The 19530-nt window shown below is 56.9% G+C and carries 16 protein-coding genes; 5 read left to right on the top strand and 11 right to left on the bottom strand.

The features are described 5' to 3' along the window. The first annotated feature begins 327 nt into the window (after window positions 1-327). From PSR62_RS03040 to PSR62_RS03025, 4 genes are all read left to right on the top strand, one after another. Window positions 328-1707, top strand: coding sequence for a two-component system sensor histidine kinase NtrB (locus tag PSR62_RS03040; RefSeq protein WP_274406354.1), 1380 nt, complete (start codon window positions 328-330; stop codon window positions 1705-1707). Then, on the top strand, window positions 1704-3071 hold the full coding sequence (locus PSR62_RS03035) for a sigma-54-dependent transcriptional regulator (RefSeq protein WP_274406353.1): 1368 nt from the start codon (window positions 1704-1706) through the stop codon (window positions 3069-3071). The genes PSR62_RS03040 and PSR62_RS03035 overlap by 4 nt, the downstream gene beginning before the upstream one ends. Before the next feature lie 249 nt (window positions 3072-3320). Next, complete coding sequence (locus PSR62_RS03030) at window positions 3321-5015, top strand: SulP family inorganic anion transporter (RefSeq protein ID WP_274406352.1); 1695 nt, start codon at window positions 3321-3323, stop codon at window positions 5013-5015. A 27-nt stretch (window positions 5016-5042) separates the two neighbouring features. Continuing rightward, complete coding sequence (locus PSR62_RS03025) at window positions 5043-5426, top strand: translation initiation factor (RefSeq protein WP_274406351.1); 384 nt, start codon at window positions 5043-5045, stop codon at window positions 5424-5426. Here the strand turns inward: PSR62_RS03025 and PSR62_RS03020 are convergent. From PSR62_RS03020 to PSR62_RS02985, 8 genes are all read right to left on the bottom strand, one after another. Next, a complete protein-coding gene (locus tag PSR62_RS03020; RefSeq protein WP_274406350.1) occupies window positions 5408-6091 on the bottom strand; it encodes a class I SAM-dependent methyltransferase in 684 nt (227 codons plus the stop codon). The genes PSR62_RS03025 and PSR62_RS03020 overlap by 19 nt on opposite strands. 6 nt (window positions 6092-6097) lie before the next feature. Then, window positions 6098-7351 (bottom strand): protein kinase domain-containing protein, encoded by a 1254-nt coding sequence (locus tag PSR62_RS03015; protein WP_274406349.1) that lies wholly within the window; start codon window positions 7349-7351, stop codon window positions 6098-6100. Continuing rightward, window positions 7348-9933: a hybrid sensor histidine kinase/response regulator gene (locus PSR62_RS03010; RefSeq protein WP_274406348.1), complete on the bottom strand. Its 2586-nt coding sequence runs from the start codon at window positions 9931-9933 to the stop codon at window positions 7348-7350. The genes PSR62_RS03015 and PSR62_RS03010 overlap by 4 nt, the downstream gene beginning before the upstream one ends. A gap of 3 nt (window positions 9934-9936) precedes the next feature. Further along, window positions 9937-10311, bottom strand: a complete 375-nt coding sequence (locus tag PSR62_RS03005; RefSeq protein ID WP_274406347.1) for a hypothetical protein — start codon at window positions 10309-10311, stop codon at window positions 9937-9939. A 13-nt stretch (window positions 10312-10324) separates the two neighbouring features. Then, the gene (locus PSR62_RS03000; RefSeq protein ID WP_274406346.1) at window positions 10325-11986 is read right to left on the bottom strand and encodes a serine/threonine protein kinase; all 1662 of its coding nucleotides are present in this window, start codon (window positions 11984-11986) and stop codon (window positions 10325-10327) included. 80 nt (window positions 11987-12066) lie between these two features. Then, window positions 12067-12801 (bottom strand): polyprenyl diphosphate synthase, encoded by a 735-nt coding sequence (gene uppS, locus PSR62_RS02995; protein WP_274406345.1) that lies wholly within the window; start codon window positions 12799-12801, stop codon window positions 12067-12069. Next, window positions 12798-14258 (bottom strand): tetratricopeptide repeat-containing glycosyltransferase family protein, encoded by a 1461-nt coding sequence (locus PSR62_RS02990; protein WP_274406344.1) that lies wholly within the window; start codon window positions 14256-14258, stop codon window positions 12798-12800. Before PSR62_RS02990 ends, uppS begins: the two co-directional genes overlap by 4 nt. After that, complete coding sequence (locus tag PSR62_RS02985) at window positions 14258-15817, bottom strand: sigma-70 family RNA polymerase sigma factor (RefSeq protein WP_047816538.1); 1560 nt, start codon at window positions 15815-15817, stop codon at window positions 14258-14260. The genes PSR62_RS02990 and PSR62_RS02985 overlap by 1 nt, the downstream gene beginning before the upstream one ends. Window positions 15818-16625: 808 nt before the next feature. Here PSR62_RS02985 and PSR62_RS02980 point away from each other — a divergent pair. Further along, window positions 16626-17171, top strand: a complete 546-nt coding sequence (locus tag PSR62_RS02980; protein ID WP_274406343.1) for a hypothetical protein — start codon at window positions 16626-16628, stop codon at window positions 17169-17171. Window positions 17172-17273: 102 nt separating this feature from the next. Here the strand turns inward: PSR62_RS02980 and PSR62_RS02975 are convergent, their stop codons facing one another. From PSR62_RS02975 to PSR62_RS02965, 3 genes are all read right to left on the bottom strand, one after another. Next, window positions 17274-18101, bottom strand: coding sequence for a class I SAM-dependent methyltransferase (locus PSR62_RS02975; RefSeq protein WP_338020275.1), 828 nt, complete (start codon window positions 18099-18101; stop codon window positions 17274-17276). A 147-nt stretch (window positions 18102-18248) separates the two neighbouring features. Beyond that, complete coding sequence (locus PSR62_RS02970; protein WP_274406341.1) at window positions 18249-18806, bottom strand: DinB family protein; 558 nt, start codon at window positions 18804-18806, stop codon at window positions 18249-18251. A 125-nt stretch (window positions 18807-18931) separates the two neighbouring features. Then, window positions 18932-19423, bottom strand: a complete 492-nt coding sequence (locus PSR62_RS02965) for a thiol-disulfide oxidoreductase DCC family protein (protein WP_443217473.1) — start codon at window positions 19421-19423, stop codon at window positions 18932-18934. Window positions 19424-19530: the final 107 nt, after the last annotated feature.

Genomic DNA, 19530 nt, shown 5'->3' with positions numbered 1-19530 from the left:
AGATAAGACAAAATCAATTTTGCCGAAGTGACCCAAAGGGCCAGGATTCGCAAAAAGGTACCTGACACCTTTTTGGGCGTTCTGGGGGCGTGTGCGAGAAAACAGAGGTTGCCTGGCGAAGCACGTGTTGTGCCAAGCGTGGTTCTGGGTGAAAACGAATGCAACTGGTGAGCTTGCAGGGCGGGAATGGCGAGGTTTTTGGCCCCGCGTTTGATTTCAGCGGAAATTGGATGTCAGCGGCCGGTGTGCAGTTGTTTGCACACTTGCACTGCAAGACCTTGCAGAGGCACCCGCCTATGAACCTGTCCTTCCAACCACCCGATCTCGATGTTTGACAACCATGACGGACCCAGTGTCCGGCGTTTCGCCGCGGGGATTGCACTGTTGAGCTTGACGGCGTTCGCGGTCACAGCGGCGATGTTGTATCACGTGCACCACGAGCAGGAAATTTTCGCGGAGCTCACCGAACACCTGCCCAAGAGCGACTTCGAAGCCGCTCGCGAATTGTCAGGCGAACTCAGTTTGCAGGGCGGATTGGTCGTGTTACTAGGGCTGAATATCATCGGAACCGCGATCGCCCTGGCTTGGGTTGTCCGCGGCTACCTCAGCAGCGAACGCACGTTGCAAGATGTCAAAGTCTACTCCACCGACGTGCTGGCCAGCATGGATGCCGGGGTCATCACCACGGATCGCAATGGCCGAATGACCAGCATCAACCCCAGCGGATTGCAACTGGTCCATTGCGACAAGGAGCATCTGGGAAGGACGTTGGAATCACTCGGAAAGCGTCACGCCTTGCTCGCCGAAATTCGTGACGAGGTCGCGACGTATCATCATCCCATTCGCGATCGTGACTACACCGTCGACAACCAAGGTCACCGTCAAACGCTGCGAGCGGGATGCACGTTGCTTCGAAATCGACGCGGGGAGGAGATTGGGACTGTGTTGCATGTGCGGGATGTGTCGGAAAAGGAATTGATCGAAGAACGCCTCCGCCGGATGGAACGCTACATGGGGTTGGGGTCGCTGGCCGCAGGATTGCAGCATGAAATCAAGAACCCCCTGAGTGCCCTGTCCCTGCACATTCAATTGCTCTGCGAGCGACTGGACGCCACAACACAAGACGCGGAAGTCGAAGAATTGTTGGATGTCTTGCACACCGAGGTTCATCGCATCAACGATGTCCTGGACGGGTTCCGGAATTACGCGTCGACCAACCAAATCGGGCTCACGTCGGTGGACGTGGCGATTTTGATCGAACGATTGGTGCGGTTGCTGCGTCCACAAGCCGAGCAACAAGCGGTGAAGCTGGACGTTCAGCTCCCAGCTGAAATGGTGGGCTTGATCCAGGGTGACTCGGTCGGTTTGGAACAAGTCCTGTTGAACTTGGCATTGAACGGGATGGCTGCGATGGCCGACGGCGGAAAACTCACGTTCCGTCTCAGTCGCCAAGATGAATTTGTTCGGATCGATGTTCGTGATGAAGGCAACGGCATTCCCGAGGAAATTCGATCTCGCGTTTTTGATCCGTACTTCACAACCCGCAACAACGGCACTGGCATGGGGTTGGCTCTGTGTGACAAGATTGTCCGGCAACACGATGGCAGCATTGATTTTCGGGTGCTTGAGAACGACGCATCCGACACACACCGTTCCGTCCAAGGCACCGAGTTCACGGTCCTACTTCCACTGAGTCAACCAGCATGAACCGCAGCGAATTCTCGGTTTTGATCGTCGATGATGAACCCAACATTCGATCGGGGTTGGAAAAAGGTTTGGTCCGAGAAGCGGACCGAATTGAAACTGCCGTGGACGCCGAAAGTGGTTTGGCCAAGTTTGAATCGGGGCACTACCAGTTGGTGATCGCCGACGTTCGATTGGGCGGAGGCATGGACGGCATCGAATTGCTTGGTCGAGTGCGGCACATCGACCCGGAAGTGTCGGTGATTGTGATCACCGCGCACGGCACCGTCGAAACCGCCGTGGATGCCATGCGGGCCGGGGCGTTTGATTTCATTTCCAAGCCATTGGATTTGAACTTGGTTCGCCAACAGGTCCGCAAAGCCCGGGAACACCGGGAACTGCGGCAAGAGAATCAAACGCTGCGAACACGATTGGCCGATGCGGGGGAACTCTCCAATATCATTGGTCAATGCGCCGCGATGCAGGATGTGTTTCACCAAATCCGGCAAGTCGCCGCCACCGAAGCCACCGTGATGATCCAAGGGGAAAGTGGCTCGGGAAAGGAACTTGTTGCTCGTGCACTGCATGACCTGAGCGACCGCAGTGGTGGTCCATTCGTGGCCGTCAACTTGGGCGCGATGCCGGAAACATTGCTCGAGAGTGAGTTGTTCGGCCACGAGAAAGGATCGTTCAGCGGCGCCTCACGACAAAAACCGGGGTGCTTTGAACAGGCGGGCGGCGGCACGTTGTTTCTGGACGAGGTCACCGAGATGTCCGCGAAGAGCCAAGTGGATCTGCTGCGTGTGTTGGAATCGCGGCGATTCACACGTGTGGGTGGTGAAACCGTTTTGGAAACCGATGTGCGAGTGGTTTCGGCCACCAACAAGTCGGTGCCGGAAATGATCCAAGACGGCTCGTTTCGCGAAGATCTCTATTATCGCTTGAATGTGATTCCAATCGAGGTGCCATCGCTGCGTCAACGCCGCGATGATATCCCGCTGCTGATTGAACATTTCCTGCAGCACTTTTGCTCTCGTCACGGCCGTCCGATGAAGCAAATCGCTCCCGATGCGATGCGGGTGTTGGTGGGGGCTCAGTGGCCGGGGAACGTTCGCCAACTTCGCAATCTGGTCGAGCGTTTGGTGGTGACACACACCGGCGATGTGATCGATTCCGATGAGCTGCCTGCGGATTTGCAGCCCGCGATGCTGGGCAGTGGCATCAAGGTGCTGCCCGCCTCATTGAGCGAAGCGGTCGAAAGCTGTGAACGTGAGATGATCTCGGCGGTTTTAGCCGAGTGTGATTTTCACCGCGAAAACACGGCAAAACGGCTTGGTGTGAGCGTTCGAACGCTGCATTACAAGATGGGCCGCTACGGTTTGCACTGACCCTGCAATTCTTTGCAGGTTTCACGCAAACGCTTGCACGTTCCCTCGAGGAGGGCGTGTCGGCGGAGCGTGTCACGGATTTTTGCAGGAAAAATCCGCTGGATTTGGCACCGTGATTTGCGGGAGAAGCTTGCGACTTGGAACGGAATGCCCGGGCTCCGGAATCGCCTTGGTACGATGCATGCTCTTGAGTGAGCCGACCGCCCCGGCGGCAATGGTTTTCACTCAGCTTGCGATGCCGATTCCAATATGAACGCACCTTCGGAACACACCGTCACCCCCACCGAAGAGCCGCCACGAGGCGATGTCAACGGTTTCAAACGTTATTTCAAAGACGACCTGATCGCTGGCGGTTTGGTGTTCTTGATCGCCTTGCCGTTGTGCTTGGGGATCTCACTGGCGTCCGGTTTCCCCGCCATCGCTGGCGTGTTCACCGCGATCGTCGGCTCGGTCCTGACGACGTTTCTGAGCAACAGCGAACTGACGATCAAAGGCCCCGCGGCCGGGATGATCGTGATCGTGCTCGGAGCCGTGAATAGCTTTGGCTACACCGCAGGGGTGGACCAAGTGGCGGACATGCAAGCCTACAAAATGGCGCTCGCCGTTGGCGTGGTGGCCGGTTTGGTCCAGATCGTATTCGGGTTGTTGCGGGCTGGTATCCTCGGTGACTTCTTCCCCACTGCGGCCGTGCACGGCATGTTGGCCGCGATCGGGGTCATCATCATGGTCAAGCAATTGCCCATCGTCGTGGGGCAGTCCGCGACAGGCGAACCGCTCGAAATTTTGCGTGAGTTGCCGCACCTCTTGATGAACGCGAACCCCGAGATCGCGCTGATCGGCGGCGTGTCCTTGGTGATCTTGTTTGGTCTGGCGTTTCTAAAGAGTCGGACCAGTATCAGTTTCATCGACAAAGTCCCCGGCCCCTTGGTGGTTTTGTTGGTCGCGATCCCGTTGGGAATGGCGATGAATTTGACCAGCGACCACACGTACACATTGATGGGAAAAGAATTCGCGGTTGGAGAGAGCGACTTGGTGACCGTGCCCTTCAATTTGTTTGGTGCGATCACGTTTCCTGACTTCAGTGTGTTTCTCAACAGTGAAACACTGCCCACGGCATTGGGGTGGGTGTTGATGTTTGCGTTGATTGGTTCTTTGGAATCGTTGCTCAGCGCCAAAGCCGTCGACATGTTGGATCCCTACAAACGAAAAACCAACTTGGACCGAGACTTGTGGGCGGTCGGCGTCGGCAACATGGCGGTCTCCTTGATCGGCGGTTTGCCCATGATCTCAGAGATCGTTCGGAGCAAAGCCAATCTCGACAATCAAGCCAAGACGCGATTCGCGAATATGTGGCACGGTGTCTTTTTGCTCGGATTTGTTGCCCTGTTGCCTGGATTGATCCACAACATCCCTCGGGCCGCGTTGGCTGCGATGCTGGTTTTCACCGGATTTCGTTTGGCATCGCCCAGTGAATTCCGAAGTGTGTACCGCGTGGGACGTGAGCAATTGATCATCTTCGCAACAACCTTGGTGGCTGTTCTCGCCACCGATTTGTTGATCGGGATCGGCATCGGGATCGGCACCAAATTCGCAATTCACCTGTTCAATGGTGTTCCTCTTCGATCGCTGTTTGTACCGACGCTGGAGTTCGATGAAACATCCGAAACCGAAGTCAGCGTTCATGCAACCGAGTCGGCCGTGTTCAGCAACTGGATCAGTTTTCGGCGTCGAGTGGTTGAAAAGAGCCTGAAACAAGGCAAGAACTGCACTGTTGATTTCAGCGATGTTCACCTGATCGACCACAGCGTGATGGAAAAATTGCATGAACTCGAAGGCGAATTTGCTCGCGAAGGGATTGAATTGAACGTCGTGGGGATGGATCATCACCAACCGTTCTCACGACATCCGATGGCCGCCCGAAAGCGACCGCTCGTGAGTCATTGATTCGACCCTTTTGCCCCCTCCGACGTCATGACGCGTCTTTTCGCGGGAACCCCGTTTGATATTCCACCGACCTGCGATTTGTGCGGTCAGAAGGAATCCGAGTGCCAGTGCACGCCGCAGCAAAAAGCTGACGTGGAGGCTGAAAAACAGCGGGAAGCGGACCGGTTGCCGCCGGAGAAGCAAACCGCTCGCGTTCGACTGGATCGACGCAAAGGTGGCCGCACGGTGACCTTGGTCGAAGGTCTCACGTCGCGAGCCAATGATTTGCCCGAGTTGCTCGGCAAGTTGCAATCCGCTTGTGGTGCAGGTGGAACGGTGAAGAAGGCCGACGAACTGATCGAGTTGCAAGGCGATCACGTGGATCGGGTTCGGCAAAAGCTCGGCGAGATCGGTTACCGACTCAGAAAGTGATCGTGGGACAGCAGTCGGTCGATCGCTTCCAGTCGCTGGCGACTCGGGGCCGTCAACTTCTGTTTGGCCTGAAGATAACGTTGCTCTTCCTCCAAACGTTGCTGCAGGTCTACGTCCCTTCGCAGCAGAAACCAAGGGCCGAACATCAGGCCCAGGGATTCCTCCACGCGGAGGCTGGCTAGCTGTCGGTAAACCGGATCGAGAGTCGTTCCAGATCGCTTCAGCAGCAGCACCTCAAAACGACGGGTGCCTGCGGTGCACTGTTCGTCGACCAACCAGTAGCCGTTGTTCAGCGCCCATTGCCGGACCGAGCCGATAGCTTTGTTGGGTTGCAGAATCAATTGGTCAGGCAACCGGTCGGAATGATTGGTGAGAATGCGAACGATGGATTGCCCCCCCATGCCACAAATGCTGAGCGAATCGAGTTCGTTTTCTTGGATGACATTCAGCCCGTCGCCCAGTCGGACTTCCGCGTTCAGGCCCTCCAAGGTGGCCGTTGAATTCCGATGCGGCTGCGGTTTGTTTTCGACCGCGATGCCACGCTGGATTCTGCCGGTTGCCAGCAAAGCGGCCAGCAGGTGACCGTGGTCCGAACCGATGTCGGCATGGGTGGTTCCTCGAATCAGGGACGCCACCAATTTCAGGCGGTCATCAAGTCGAGGCATGACGGATCAAAAAGTTTGGATTCGCGAAGCGGCGCGATCGTCCAGGAACCCGCGAAGTTCTCGGGCCAGTTGTCCCGCCGATTGCGGTCGTTCGTCGGGATCGTCGGACAGGCATCGAGACAGGATGGATTCGAGTTTTGGGTTGAATTTCGGATTGATTTCTGTCGCGGGCCGCGGATCCGTGTTCGCAATCGCATCGATCGTTTCTTCTCGACTGAGCGATAGCGCACCGTGTGGATGCTCGCGAAGCAGGAACAGATATAGGATCGTCGCGACCGCGTAAAGGTCCGATCGATGATCCACACTGTTGGCGTCGCCGCGGGCTTGTTCCGGTGACATGTAGAGGGGCGTTCCAAGCACAGCCCCGTCGTGAGTGCTGCTGTTGGAAGCGGGGAGCTTCATGCGGAACATGGACTTGCTCAACCCAAAGTCGACCAACTTGGGCTGCCCATCAAGACCCACCATGATGTTGGATGGTTTGACATCACGGTGGATCACACCGTGATCGTGGGCGTGTTGCAACGCATCGCAAACCGCTGCCATCATCTCGATGATCCGAGTCGCTCGCGGTGATTCCGAGGCGATGTAATTCGCCAGTGATTCACCGTCGATCAATTCCATCGCGTAGTACGCCAGGTCACGTTCGAGGTGGCTGCCGTAGATGGTGGCGATGCCAGGGTGATTCATCTTTCGCATCACCTGGATTTCGCGAGCGAAGCGTTCGAAGACCAAGTCCGTTGCGAGGTCCGCGCGAATGATTTTGATGGCAGCTGGCTTGCCAGAAGCTCGATGCATGCCTTTCCAAACGGTCGCAAACGCGCCACGGCCGATCAAATGTTCAACGTCGAAGCCCTCGATTTGTGGCTTGGTCCACTTCATCGGCGGCACCGCTTCGATGATTCGGCGCGCGGCTGCCAATCGGCTCTTGAGAAGTGGTGCGACGATTGGTTTGGTCAAGTAATCGTCCGCTCCCGCATCCAAACCCTGGATCATGTCCTCGTCTCGGTCGCGACTGGTCAACAGAATGATGTAGGTGAAAGGGTGCTCTGGATCCTGTTTGATCCGGCGACAGATTTCGACCCCTTCCATGCCGGGCATCAACCAATCCAGCAACGCCAAGCGGGGCGGATCGTCGGATCGCAAGAGCCGATACGCTTCGTTGCCATCGGCAGCCAATTCAATCCGGTAGCCCCAGTTCTCGACGGCTGCCGAAATCAAATTACGCCAAACCGGATTGTCGTCTGCGATCAACAATTTCATGGTGTTTCGTTTCCGGGGTGGTCGGATCCGGATGAAGAAAGCAAAAAACTCTTCAGTTCAGTTTGGGCCAATTCGAATGCACTGACGAGTGCATTCATCCGATTATCGAGAAATTGCAAACTCTCTTCTTGAGACGTCTCCTCCAAAGAAAAGGTTTCGATGCTGGCCGCGATTTCTTGTGCCTGAGTGGCTCCGATGGCCGCCGCGGTTCCCTTCAGTGTGTGTGCTGCCAGAGCAACTTGCGTCGAGTCACCGGCGTGGATTGCTTGATGCAGTTGGTCGATTTGGGATGGCAATTCCGCGGAGATCGTTTGGGCCAACATTGCAAGCACCTGAAGATCTCCACCGACATTCTGAAGAATCACCTCGTGATTCAGTGGCAGGACTCGATCCGCATGGGAGCTTGGCGAGGAAGTCTTGCTGTTCGTGGTGGGGGGCAAAAGCAGATCATCTTGGTCATCTTCGCGACAGATTGCAAATGATTCGATCGTGTCAAACAACAGCTCTGGCGGGTAGGGTTTGGTCAGGCATTCATTCATACCCGCATCCAAGCAGCGTTGGCGATCTTCTCGCATGGCGTGGGCCGTCAGCGCAATGACGGGAATGTCGCGGGCTGGCGATGGCAGGTCGTTTCGGATGATTTGGGTGGCTGTCAGGCCATCGATTTCGGGCATTTGCACGTCCATCAGCACCAGATCAAACGCATGCGATCGGAGTTGTTTCAACGCATCTTTCGCATTGGAAACCGAAGTGACTCGGTGACCACGTGCACGCAGCATCGTTTCCGCAACGGTGCGGTTGATGGCACCGTCCTCGACCAGCAACAGTTCGCGTGTTTGGTCGCAGTGTCCGAATGAGTTCGCTGGTGCCGTGGGAGGTTGGGGTTTCGCAATCTGGTGTTGTGTCGAGCCGATGGGTGTCCGCAACGGAATGTCAAAACGAAAGCTGCTGCCTTCGTCCAGAACGCTGCTGACTTGAAGCTGCCCACCCATCAATTCGACCAATTGAGAACTGATCGACAATCCCAATCCGGTTCCCCCGAAGCGTCGCGTGGTGGAAGAGTCACCTTGGGTGAACGCTTCAAAGATGTTGGCTCGTTGTTGTTCCGTCATCCCGATGCCGGTGTCGGTGATAGTGAACACAATGCGTGAACTTTGGGCTTCCGAAGTGTCCAAGGTTGTGGCGTCTTGGGACTCCTTTTCGATGAGGACCGTGACCCGTCCTTGTTCGGTGAACTTCAAGGCGTTGCCGACCAAATTGATCAAAACCTGACGGAGTCGGGTGGGATCACCGATGATGATTTCGGGGACGTCCACAGGTGGTTGAAATTGGAGTTGAACGTTCTCGTTCTTCAGATTCGCCACCGCGTGCATGGTTTGGCTGAGAAGATCCTTCAATTCAAAGGGCACCGATTCCAGAGTCATCAGACCGGAATCAACCTTTGAGAAGTCAAGGATGTCGTTCAGCACCGTCAGCAGGCCTTTTGCCGACGTTTGGATCATGTGCATGTAGTGGCGTTGTTCCTCGTTGAGTGAACAGCGGGTCATCAACTCGGTGGTGCCCAAGATGCCGTGCATCGGCGTTCGGATTTCATGGCTCATGTTGGCCAAGAATTGATTCTTGGTGACGGCGGCTTGTCGCGCCTGTGAGGCTGCTTGTGTTGCCAGGTCACGTTGGTCCTGTAGCAACGCGTGACTGCGTTGTTGGGCGGCAATGCCGGCTTTGAGCATCCCAATGCTGGTCACCGCGCCCAGGAACAACGTGATGAGGGCGGCGATCATTCCGATCACGCCAAGACGGGTGAGAATGATCGAGTGGATGTAGTGTTTGGCAGGGAAGTCGACTCCGACCAGGGCTTCGACGTTGCCCTGCGAATCAAACAGAGGTGCGTAAGCGGAAACCCATTCTCCCCAGCGATCGTGGCTGGGTTGATCGGCAAAGGTTGTGTCGCCACGAAAGGCTCTTTCGATCTGCTCAACGCTGCTGTCGGTAAAGATCTCACCAATTTCAGTCTGTTCTTCTCGAACGCCTTCGATCTTCCCATCGCCGTTGTAGTCGGTTTCAGAGTCGACGATGATTTGGAAGGGATGTCCGGTGTGACGGTCTCGTTCGGGCAGCAGGCGCGTGGCCAGTTCCGATTCACTGAGACGCCGCATCGTGTAGATGTCGGTGACTTGTGGATTGACCGACAGCCAACGCTTTTGGGCGTTGATCATGCGAAGATAAACAGGATCGTCCGGCGAGGTTTCCTCGTTGATTCCCGCGTGGCCGAGCTGTTGCAATTCGGCGGCGTAAGTGGGGGCGATGCCAAAGACTTGTTGACGCAATCGAGATCGCTCAAGACGGTCGGCGGTTTCGACGGCGAGGAACCCGCCGGTCAACAACAGCAAAAGAATGCAGAACGACAACCTCGCCCGTCGACTCGACCCGATGGCTGCGGAGGAAGTGGCTGAATCCGGATGCGTGGACGAGGCGGGAGGCATGGCGCGGCGAACGCGCGACAGAACGAAGGCATGGCCGACCAAGAACGCGATGCTGAACAAAGCGTAGTCGATTCGAAACTCGTACCACGCTTGCCACATCGGTCAGTTGCCTCGAGCGGGGGCGAGCGTGTGAAGCACCAGCATGCCGACTCCGGCGAAGAGTGCGATCGTGTAAACGAGCACCACAATGGACCAAAGGAATCGTTGCCAGGTTGAGAACTGGGGGTTCCGCCACAAAAGCGGTATCCCAAAGGCTCCGGTCACAAAGAACAGCACCGCCAGTGTCGCCACGGGGCGGTTGGACCACTGCGCCGCATCGTCGCCGCGGGATTCGCTCAAGTAAGCCGGGGCAACCCTGCCCGGTTGAATCACGATCGAACGGTGAGCATCGCCTGAGACGCGGTGGGGATCCTGCGCAGGTAGCTCAACATCTCGATTGGCAGATGGGAGTTCCAGGTTCGCTTTGGCGGAAGTCATCCAGACGATCTCGCTAAGGGAGTTGGTCGACGGCGGCACCGGCAGACGTTTCAGCCAGTCGACTTTGTGCCGTGGCAACGAGTGGTTCGACCGCCGCATTGGAACCATACAGTTCCTCAATGCTGTACCAAATTTTTCGGGCCGCAATGGTCCGTCCTTCCACGAACATTCGATCGGCTTCTTTCAGACGGTCCGTGATGATCCGCGCGGCTTCGGTTTGGTCGGTGTCGGACTGCGAGATGCGAGCGATTCGACTGCGAGCAAGGTTGACCAGAGGCTTGTACTGTTCTTCGTCACCGAGCACCGTGATCATCGATTGATACTTGTCGACGGCGGTCGCATTGTCGCCAAATGTTTGATACCGCATGGCCTCGGCAACGAGACGCTCCGCTTCATTCTGGAGCGGCAGGTTTCGATTCATTTTAACAGTCAGGGCATGTTCAGCTTCGATCATTCGGACGCGGTCAATTTGCTCAGAAGCCCATTCGGCGTGTTCGCCATCCGGGAATTGAGCCAGCATGGGTTCGAGGTAGCTGATGCGAGCTTGAGACATCGAGGATCGAGTGTCTTCGGCCAGCAACTCCTCCGCCTCGTTTCGCATTTTGGATTCGTTCAACGGCCAAGCGACCCAGACCAGCATGCCAACCAACAAGGCCAAGATCGGTAGCAGCACCAATGCTTGATCATGCCAAGGAGTTGCATCTGGAATGGCATCGATGTCCGCGGTGATCTCTTTCCTGCCCAGCAGTTTGCGTGCTTCTTGGCGATCCGCATCGTCCGTGACCGACAACGGACTGAATCCACTGGAGGCATGTTCGGCGACACCACTGCGAGACATCGCACGTTTGCGAACCTCGGCCAACTGCAACTTGACCGCTGCTGCGGACACGGGACGCTGACCAGGATCTTTGTGGAGCAACTGCATCACCAAACGATCCATCCACACCGGACATTCCATCACCGTGGACGCCACCGAAGTGGGCGATTGATACTTCAGGTTGCTGGTGACTTCTTGAACCGTCGAACCGGTGATTGGCGGCGCGCCCGTGAGCGCTTCGTACAGCAACGCACCAAACAGATAGAGGTCGGTGCGAGCCGTCACCGGATCGTTCTGGGTGGGGGCTTCGGGGGCCGACCGCATCATCTGGTCGATCGAAGGCGGTCGTGAAATGTGGTAAGGGCCGTTGCGGAACGGAGGCGTTCCGTCAACGTCACGGACGTCGATCAGCACGGGACTCAATCCAGCAATGATGATCTTGTCGGGCGTGATCCTTCCATGCACGATGTCGCGGTCGTGCAGGTACATCAACGCATCGATCAGAGGTTCTGCCAATTCCAAAACCGATTCCCATGGCAATCGTCCGCGGCGCTGGAGCTCTTCCGCCAGAGTGGGTCCTTCGACCAATTCGTGAGCCAGGTAGGCTTCCGATTCTTCAAAACCACCGCCGTAGCATTTGACGATTGCGGGATGATCGAGCCGTTTCAGGCGATCCCATTCTTCCGCGAAGGCTTGCCGGGATTCCAAGGTTCCGCCAAAGGGCATTTGGAACACGCGAACGGCAACCGCCTTCCGCATTTTGATATGCACGGCACGCCACACACGCGCGTCCCTCGCCGACGGGTCCGGACCCAGCGGGGATTCAATGGCGAGCGGACCGAGACGACTGCGAGGCATGGGGCAACGAAAGAAAACGGAATGAAATCAGCACCTTCTCTATCATACCCACGATGCAGGAGATTGGGTCGCGAAGTCGATCAGGCCCCCACGTTTAACCCGCCAAAGCGACGTTGTCGGCCGGCAAATTCATCCAAAGCTGCCTGGAAGTCGTCTCGTTCAAATTCCGGCCAGCATTTGGGTGTGAAGTACAGTTCGGCGTAGCTGATTTGCCACAGCAAGTAGTTGCTGATGCGAATGTCTCCGCCAGTGCGGATCATCAAATCGACATCCGGCAGTCCCGCTGTGTCCAGTGTTTCGTCCACCAACGATTCAGTGATCTCAGCGATGGACCGCTCGCCGTTTTGGACCTGCTGAGCAACCTTCCGAGCCATTCGTGTCAGCTCGTCGCGACCGCCGTAGTCGACCGCCAACACCAGTTCGGTGCCGGTGTTGTTCTCGCTCACCGCCTGCGTCTTGGCGATTTCTTTGAGGACCTCTTCGCTGAGGCGATCGCGCCGTCCGATGAATCGCAAACGCATGTTTTGATCGCGGATGGTTCGCCGCTCCTCGACGAGATACTGCTGAAGCAGGTGCATCAGAAAGTCGAGTTCGGCCTGCGGGCGTTTCCAGTTTTCGCTCGACAGGCAATACAGCGTCAACGCGTCGAGTTTGAGTTCACTGGCCATTTCGGTGACCATCCGCACCGTCGTCACGCCGCGCCGGTGCCCTTCAATGCGAGGTAAATCGCGTGCCTGCGCCCAGCGGCCGTTGCCGTCCATGATGATCGCGACGTGACGTGGAAGATTCATGCTGAGAAGTGGAACAGAAGTCATGCGAGTTTGGATAGGACCGCTTCGACACACGGTTTCCAATCCCCGAGCTCGGTCTGGCGAACGATTTCGACACTGGGGTACCAACGAGTCGTCTCCCCCGATCGGAGCCAACGCCAATCGGGAACTTTGCCCAGCAGCAATATCGTGCGTACACCAAGCGATCCCGCCAAGTGGGCAATGGCCGTGTCGGTGGTGACCAAGGCATCCAAATTGCGAAGCACCGCGGCGGTGTCCACAAATTGTCCACCGGATTGATCCAGCTTGTCAGGCAAGCGGTGAACCAAATCTCCCAAATCGCTTTGGTCAAGTTGCTCCGATCCGTGGCCAAATTGCAAGCTGATGGATTTCAGCCCGGGCGTCTCGATCAACGGCCGGAACGTTTCCAAAGGAACGCTGCGATAGACATCGGCGTGGTGTTCTGGGTTGCCCTGCCAATTGAGCCCAATCAGTTTCTGGCCGGATTGTCTCCATGGCTGTAGGAAATTTCCCCAGTAGTGAACGGTTGATTCGGGAACATCCAAGTAGCCCGCGTACTGCCCTGACTCTGTTTTCTCAAACAAATCGCAGCCGTCGTGCAGTTTGCCATCGCGTTGGTACAAACCGTCCAGCACTTCGAGGAATGACCCTTGGAAATCGACCGTTGTCCCGGCAGGCAGGCTCATCAAGGCGGATTGGGCATCGACGTCTGGAATCAGGCATTCGATTCCAAGTCCGGTGCTGCCGATGGCGGATGAGAACAGGGGAATCAGTTTCGGTGGGCAGACGACCATCACCCGAGCGCCACCCTGAGCAAGTGCTCCAGCGACCCGCAGGAAATGAATCGCATCGCCGAGTCCTTGTTCGGGATAGATCAAAACGGTTTTGCCGTCCAGCGGTTGGCCGGACCAAACGGGCACATGTCCGCCAGCGGACCGCAAGTGATCCGTGATCGCGGGGCGGCCAACACCGGGCATTCGCCAACGCCAACGGTATTCGTTCCAGCCTCGGTCGTAGTCACCCAGCAACAGTGAGATCACACCCAGGTTGCGATGCAGTTCCGCGTTGTCGGGCTGGATGGCGAGGCCTTCTTCGTACCACTTCAGGCCCCGTTCAATTTCGCCGTTCCAGATCCACAGCGTGCCACGATTCTTGATCGCGGAAAGATAGCCGGGTTGCTGCTGCAGTGCGTTGGCAAAGCTTGCTTCGGCCCGGTCGACCTCACCGAGCATTCGGAAGGCGTTGCCGAGGTTGTTCCAAGCGATCGGGAAATTGGCACGCAAGCCGATGGCTTTTTGGTACGAGTCCACCGCACCGGTGAAGTCTCGTTTGTCAAACTGAGCGATGCCCAGGTAGACCCAGGCATCGGCAGATTGGGGCACTTGACGCAAAACGCCGCGATACATTTGCATCGCGGCGTCCACGTTACCCGATTGATGAACTTGCCAGCTTTGCTGCAAGATCTCGGCCAAGGTTGGCATCAGTCCAGGAAGCCAACGAGGTCTTGGCTGCGGCTGGGCTGTTGAAGCTTGCGAACCGCTTTGGCTTCGATTTGACGAATTCGTTCGCGGGTCACCTTGAAGATGTGCCCGACTTCTTCCAGCGTGTAGCTGTAACCGTCGCCCAAACCGTAACGCAGTTTGATGATTTCGCGTTCACGGTAGGAGAGGCTCTTCAGCACGCCGGTGATTCGTTGACGAAGCATTTCTTGAGTCGCACCAATCTGGGGGCTCTCTGCGGTGCCATCGGGCAGCAGGTCGCCGAACTGGCTGTCTTCGCTGTTGCCAACGGGACGGTCCAACGAGATTGGGAAACGGCTCATCGTCAAAACACGACGAGCTTCTTCGATCGTGACATCGGCACGACGCGCGGTTTCTTCGATCGATGGTTCGCGACCGAGTTCTTGCAACAACTGGCGAGCCACGTTGCGAACACGGCTCATGGTTTCGACCATGTGAACCGGGATCCGAATCGTGCGGCTTTGGTCGGCAACGGCACGGGTGATCGCTTGGCGAATCCACCAGGTGGCGTAGGTGCAGAACTTGAATCCACGACGGTATTCGAACTTGTCCACTGCTCGCATCAAACCGGCGTTGCCCTCTTGGATCAGGTCCAAGAACGACAGGCCCCGGTTGCGATACTTTTTCGCGATCGAGACGACCAAACGCAGGTTGCCTTCGCTCAGTTCCCGTTTGGCTTGTTGATAATCGCTGTAAACGGTTCCCAACATTTTGACGCGGTTGCGAAGCGAGGTGGGCGTTTCCTGACAAGCGGTCAGGATCTGACGACGCTCGTGCAGCAATTGCTCACGGACTTCACGGCCGTGTTTGGTTCGTTTTTGCTGACGCACCAACTCATCAATTTCGTCGAGTCGCCGAGAGAATTTCTCCAGCAAGGCGATTCGGGTTTCGATGCGTTGGGTACGCAGACCGAGCTCTTCAACCAACCGAACGGCACGCCGCCGACGACGAGCCAGGGCGCGCCAAGCTTCAGCACGACGGCGAGCGGGCGCACTTTTGCTCATCGCGACTTTCCAGTCGTGACGGTTGCGGTTGAGCAACGTTTGCAGGGTTTTCAGGTTGTGAGGCAAACGACCAATGATCTGCTCTTTTTCCAAACGGTCGGTCACGCTGACCTGAACGGTTCGGTCGAATGGCAACTGGCCGCGATAGACCTTCTTGAGCGTCTTGTAGGCTTCGACCAACACGTAGTGGTTCTCGAGCAACTTCGTGCGGAAGCGGCGGCGAGTTTCCTCGATGCGTTTGGCCAGCTCGATTTCTTGACGGCGCGTCAGCAAAGGGATTTCACCCATTTGCGTCAGGTACATGCGAACAGGGTCGTCCGACCAAGTTTCCGATTCGTCGAGCGCAATCAGTTCGTCCGGGCTGTCCAATTGGACTTCGCCTTCGGGCGCATCGGCAACACTGACCGCGTTGTCGTCTTCGCTGTCTTCGACCGGTAACTTGCGGAATCCTCCTGTGACCACGTCGGTGCTTTGTGCCGAAACGTCGTCGAAATCATCCATCATCGGATCAAACAAAGTAGATACTCCTTTAGGTGGCTGTCTTTTCTATGGTCGACGACCGTGGTTGGTTTGGTGGGTCGTCACAAAGAACGCTGTGGCGAATCAGCGTTCGGGGCAATTTGGTTCGTTTTGGAACGTCCGTGTCGTGGGGGCGGCGACACTCGTGTGAGCAGCGCGTCGTCGGAGTGTAATTACGCCGAATGTGAGGTCGAGACGTAATCTGCCGCCTGGCATGGGGTCACTGGTGAAGTCGGTCAGGAGAAGTTCGAGAAGCACTTGGGATTCGAGAAGAACAATCAATCAATAACGAATTCGAAACAGTCCATGTGTTGGGAATCTGGCCAGGGCGAGGGACGCGGGTGCAGATCAACTGATCGACCGACGACATCCATTGAAGAAAATTCCGACACACAGTGACTCTACCACCCGTTAACCTGCGAACCTCCGAACAACTGTCAATTGGAAAAATTTTCCGATTGACCCGGTATTCCATCCTGGAGGCTGAAAAGGGACGGTGGACCGTTTGTTGCGCGAACCGAATCCCATTCGGAAGCGAAGACGAACGATAGCTCGTTGTGGTTGTATCGCGGCTCATCCAGAGGATGTCCGGTCAGGCAAACGTGATTCTCGAGATCGACTGGTCAGGCAAGCAGAAGAAAATCAGATGAAATTCTGGTTCAGCTTGCCCTCAAATGGCCGTTCAACGAGAGTGACGTCCTGACGGGAGCGATTGGTCGTGTGTTACCCTCAGCACACCGTGATTCTAGTTCCCAGAATGGCTCGGTCCACCCGGGCGTTGTTCTTTTGACCCGCGATTTCAGCCATGTATTTACTTCCCTGCCCGCATTGTGAAGTCCCTGCCGCAGTCAGTCCCGCTCGAGCGGGTGACCGAATCGCGTGCCCGCATTGCGGTCAGGAAATCGCCGTCCCCAAGCTTGGTGAACTGCGTCAACTCCCCACCGCTGAGGGCGACGAGACCGCTGAAAAGTCCAACGCTCGCGCCGCCGAGGGCCGTGCCAACCGGCCGACAGTGCTGTTCACGGCACTGGGTTTGCTAGCGGCGGGGTTGTTCCTTGCCGCGGCGTTTTGTGCCGTGAATTGGGCCACAATCAGGATCCCAATGACCACCGAAGCGCACATCGAGGAGTTCCACCAAGCTTACCAAGAGGTCAGTTCGGCTCAAATGATTCGCGAATGGGAAGAAATCAATCGCAATGGAGTCGACCTGCCAGCGATGTATCAGTACCGGGTCATGGAGCTCGACAAATGGGCTTGGCTGCGGAACGCGGGACTGTTTTCGGGAGCCGGTTTGTTGGCCGTCATCGGAGCCGTTTTTGTCGGTCGATCGGGTCGGGCAAGCGGTGCTTGAGGCCGTTCTGAATCCAGAAAAAAATTCCGCGCCGATTCCATTCCACCCGTTCCCGCGAAGGGACACTTGGTTGGGGACCGATGTGATCGCGAGTTTTCGGACTCAACCTTTGTGCTGCAAGACGTAAACCACGTCCTCGCTCGATGCGTCCACCGCGATGGGTTCGTCCAGGTCGTAGGCGAAGTCATAGGTCGCCAAGCAATCCCATTGACCGTCCGCTGCGATCAGTCGGTTCATTTGTGCGGGCGTGTAACTCCGCAAGCGAAGCTCATCATTGATCCGAAAACTCCGGCTTGGCGTGTGAACGTCAAAGCGGATTCCAAAACGCTCCATCCGCTTCTTCTTGTCCCGGTCAATCGTCCACATGTGGGTGTTGATCGCCAAGTTGCCACGACGAGCCGACCAGGATTCTGTTTCACTGGGGGGGACGGTGGTGGGGGTCAGGTGGACGCCGAGTAAGTAGATCCCGCCACTGCGAACCATGGACGCCATGCTTCGCAGGTGCCCGCGAGCGGCGGCTTCGGTGTTGACGTGTCGGAAACTGTTGATGGTGTTGAATGCGACGCAGGCGGGCCCTTGTGGTTTGGAAGTTTTGGCTTTCCCCAACGCGGCGCGAAAGTCGGGCGGCGAAAAGTCACACATGTCGGCGACGATTGCGGTGGGTTTGAACCCGCCGCGTTCCAATCGCTGGTTGCAGAACTGGACGGCTTTTTCGTTCAGGTCCAATCCGCAGGTTGCATAGCCTTTGCGGCAAAGCGAAGCCATCAGCCGCCCCGTCCCGCAGGCGGGCTCGAAGAACAGTTTGGGTTTGCGAGTCAGAAACGTGTCGGCGCATTCCAAGATGAACTGCGTCTCGGCGGCAATGTCGGCTCCAAAGACCAGGTCGTAGTACTTGGGATGGTCATAAATGGATTCTTCGAGCACTTCCATGGATTCAGTTTCTTTCATTTCTAACCAGGTCGGCAGGAGTCTCTCGGCATTTGGGCTGTTTCGGTAAGCGTTGTTGCTCCCACGTACAACCGGGGCTAACGCCCAAACGGCTCACATGATTATGTCCGATCATTCCTGCCGACCTGCTTACCGAACAGATTCCAAACCCAGCCCGCGTCGCAGCATGCCGATCTGGCCGGCGTGCAAGCCTTCGTGAATCGGGCAGAAGAGGACCGCCCCCAGCTTGCAGGGATACACCGCGTAGGGCATGTCGATCTCGACCAGCAATTCGGCGGGATCCAAGGCGTCCAGCTCCGCCATCGCCAATTCGTACACCCGATTCAGTTTGTCCAGCAACTCTTGCGCAGTTGGTTGTCCGTCGGTCGTCGCAGATGGTTTGCTGCCCCGAGCAAAGGCTTTGCGAAAGCGACCCGGGATCAGTTCCAAGTCATCGGGGTGGCGACCCCGCATTCGAAACATCAGCAACCCGTACTGGCTGACGGCCAAATGGCCGACTTGCCAGGCAACGTGGGACACGCCGCCCGCTGGGATCTCGAACCAGCGATCCATCGGGGTCGCTTGTAGGAGTTCCAGGAGGTACTGCCGCGAGAACTCGATTTGACCGCGTGCGGCCTCGAACATCCGAATCGCGTCGGGCAATTCCGGCAACGGTTTGGGAACAGTTGATGGGGGTGTCTGGCTCATCGAAGAACTTTAGCCCGACCGTGCGGGTCTGTCACCCAGAGTTCCCTTGCAGTTCCAGAGTTCCACTGCAGTGAGCGGGCTCGGACTATCTCGCAGGCTCCCTCGCTCGAATGAGCGGGTTTCGCTCAGTGGATCGAGCAACTGCCGGTGTCACAGGACTTGCCCGCCAACCGATACCGGCGTTTGGCCACTTCGTGATACAGCCGTCGCCATAGCTTGGCGGTGCCCGGCAGATGCAGCACCGGAGCGGCCAACCAGAGCGTGGGCAGTCGCCGTGAAAGATAACGAACCGCGTCGGCACCACCGTGACGCTGCTCGTGTTGATCGATCACGTACATCTGATCCATCAGCTGTTCTGGAGTCAGATCAGGATAACGCTGTGGGACCCGTTCATCGTGCAGCGACAAAAACGCCAGTCGATTGCCGCCCCAATCCAGCCTGCGAAGGCTTCGCACCCCCGCTTTGCAAAAGTTGCATTGGCCGTCGTAGATCACCACATCGCACGCAGGACACTGGTCCGGATCCGGCAAATCGCTGGATTGGCCAGAGGCGTGCGAATCGTCCACAGGGGGCTGGGGGGCCATTTTCGCGTCGGTGGTCGTGGGAGGGGCTGACATCATGAGAAGTGTACGTCACGGGGGAACCTCTGGTCCCAGGATTTTGGGACCGAAAGGCGAATCAGGATTCCGATCTGGCGAACCGTTTTCGAGGGAGGACCAGATTC

Source organism: Rhodopirellula sp. P2 (assembly GCF_028768465.1).
GTDB lineage: Bacteria > Planctomycetota > Planctomycetia > Pirellulales > Pirellulaceae > Rhodopirellula.
This window is presented reverse-complemented; position numbering and strand designations above follow the sequence as displayed.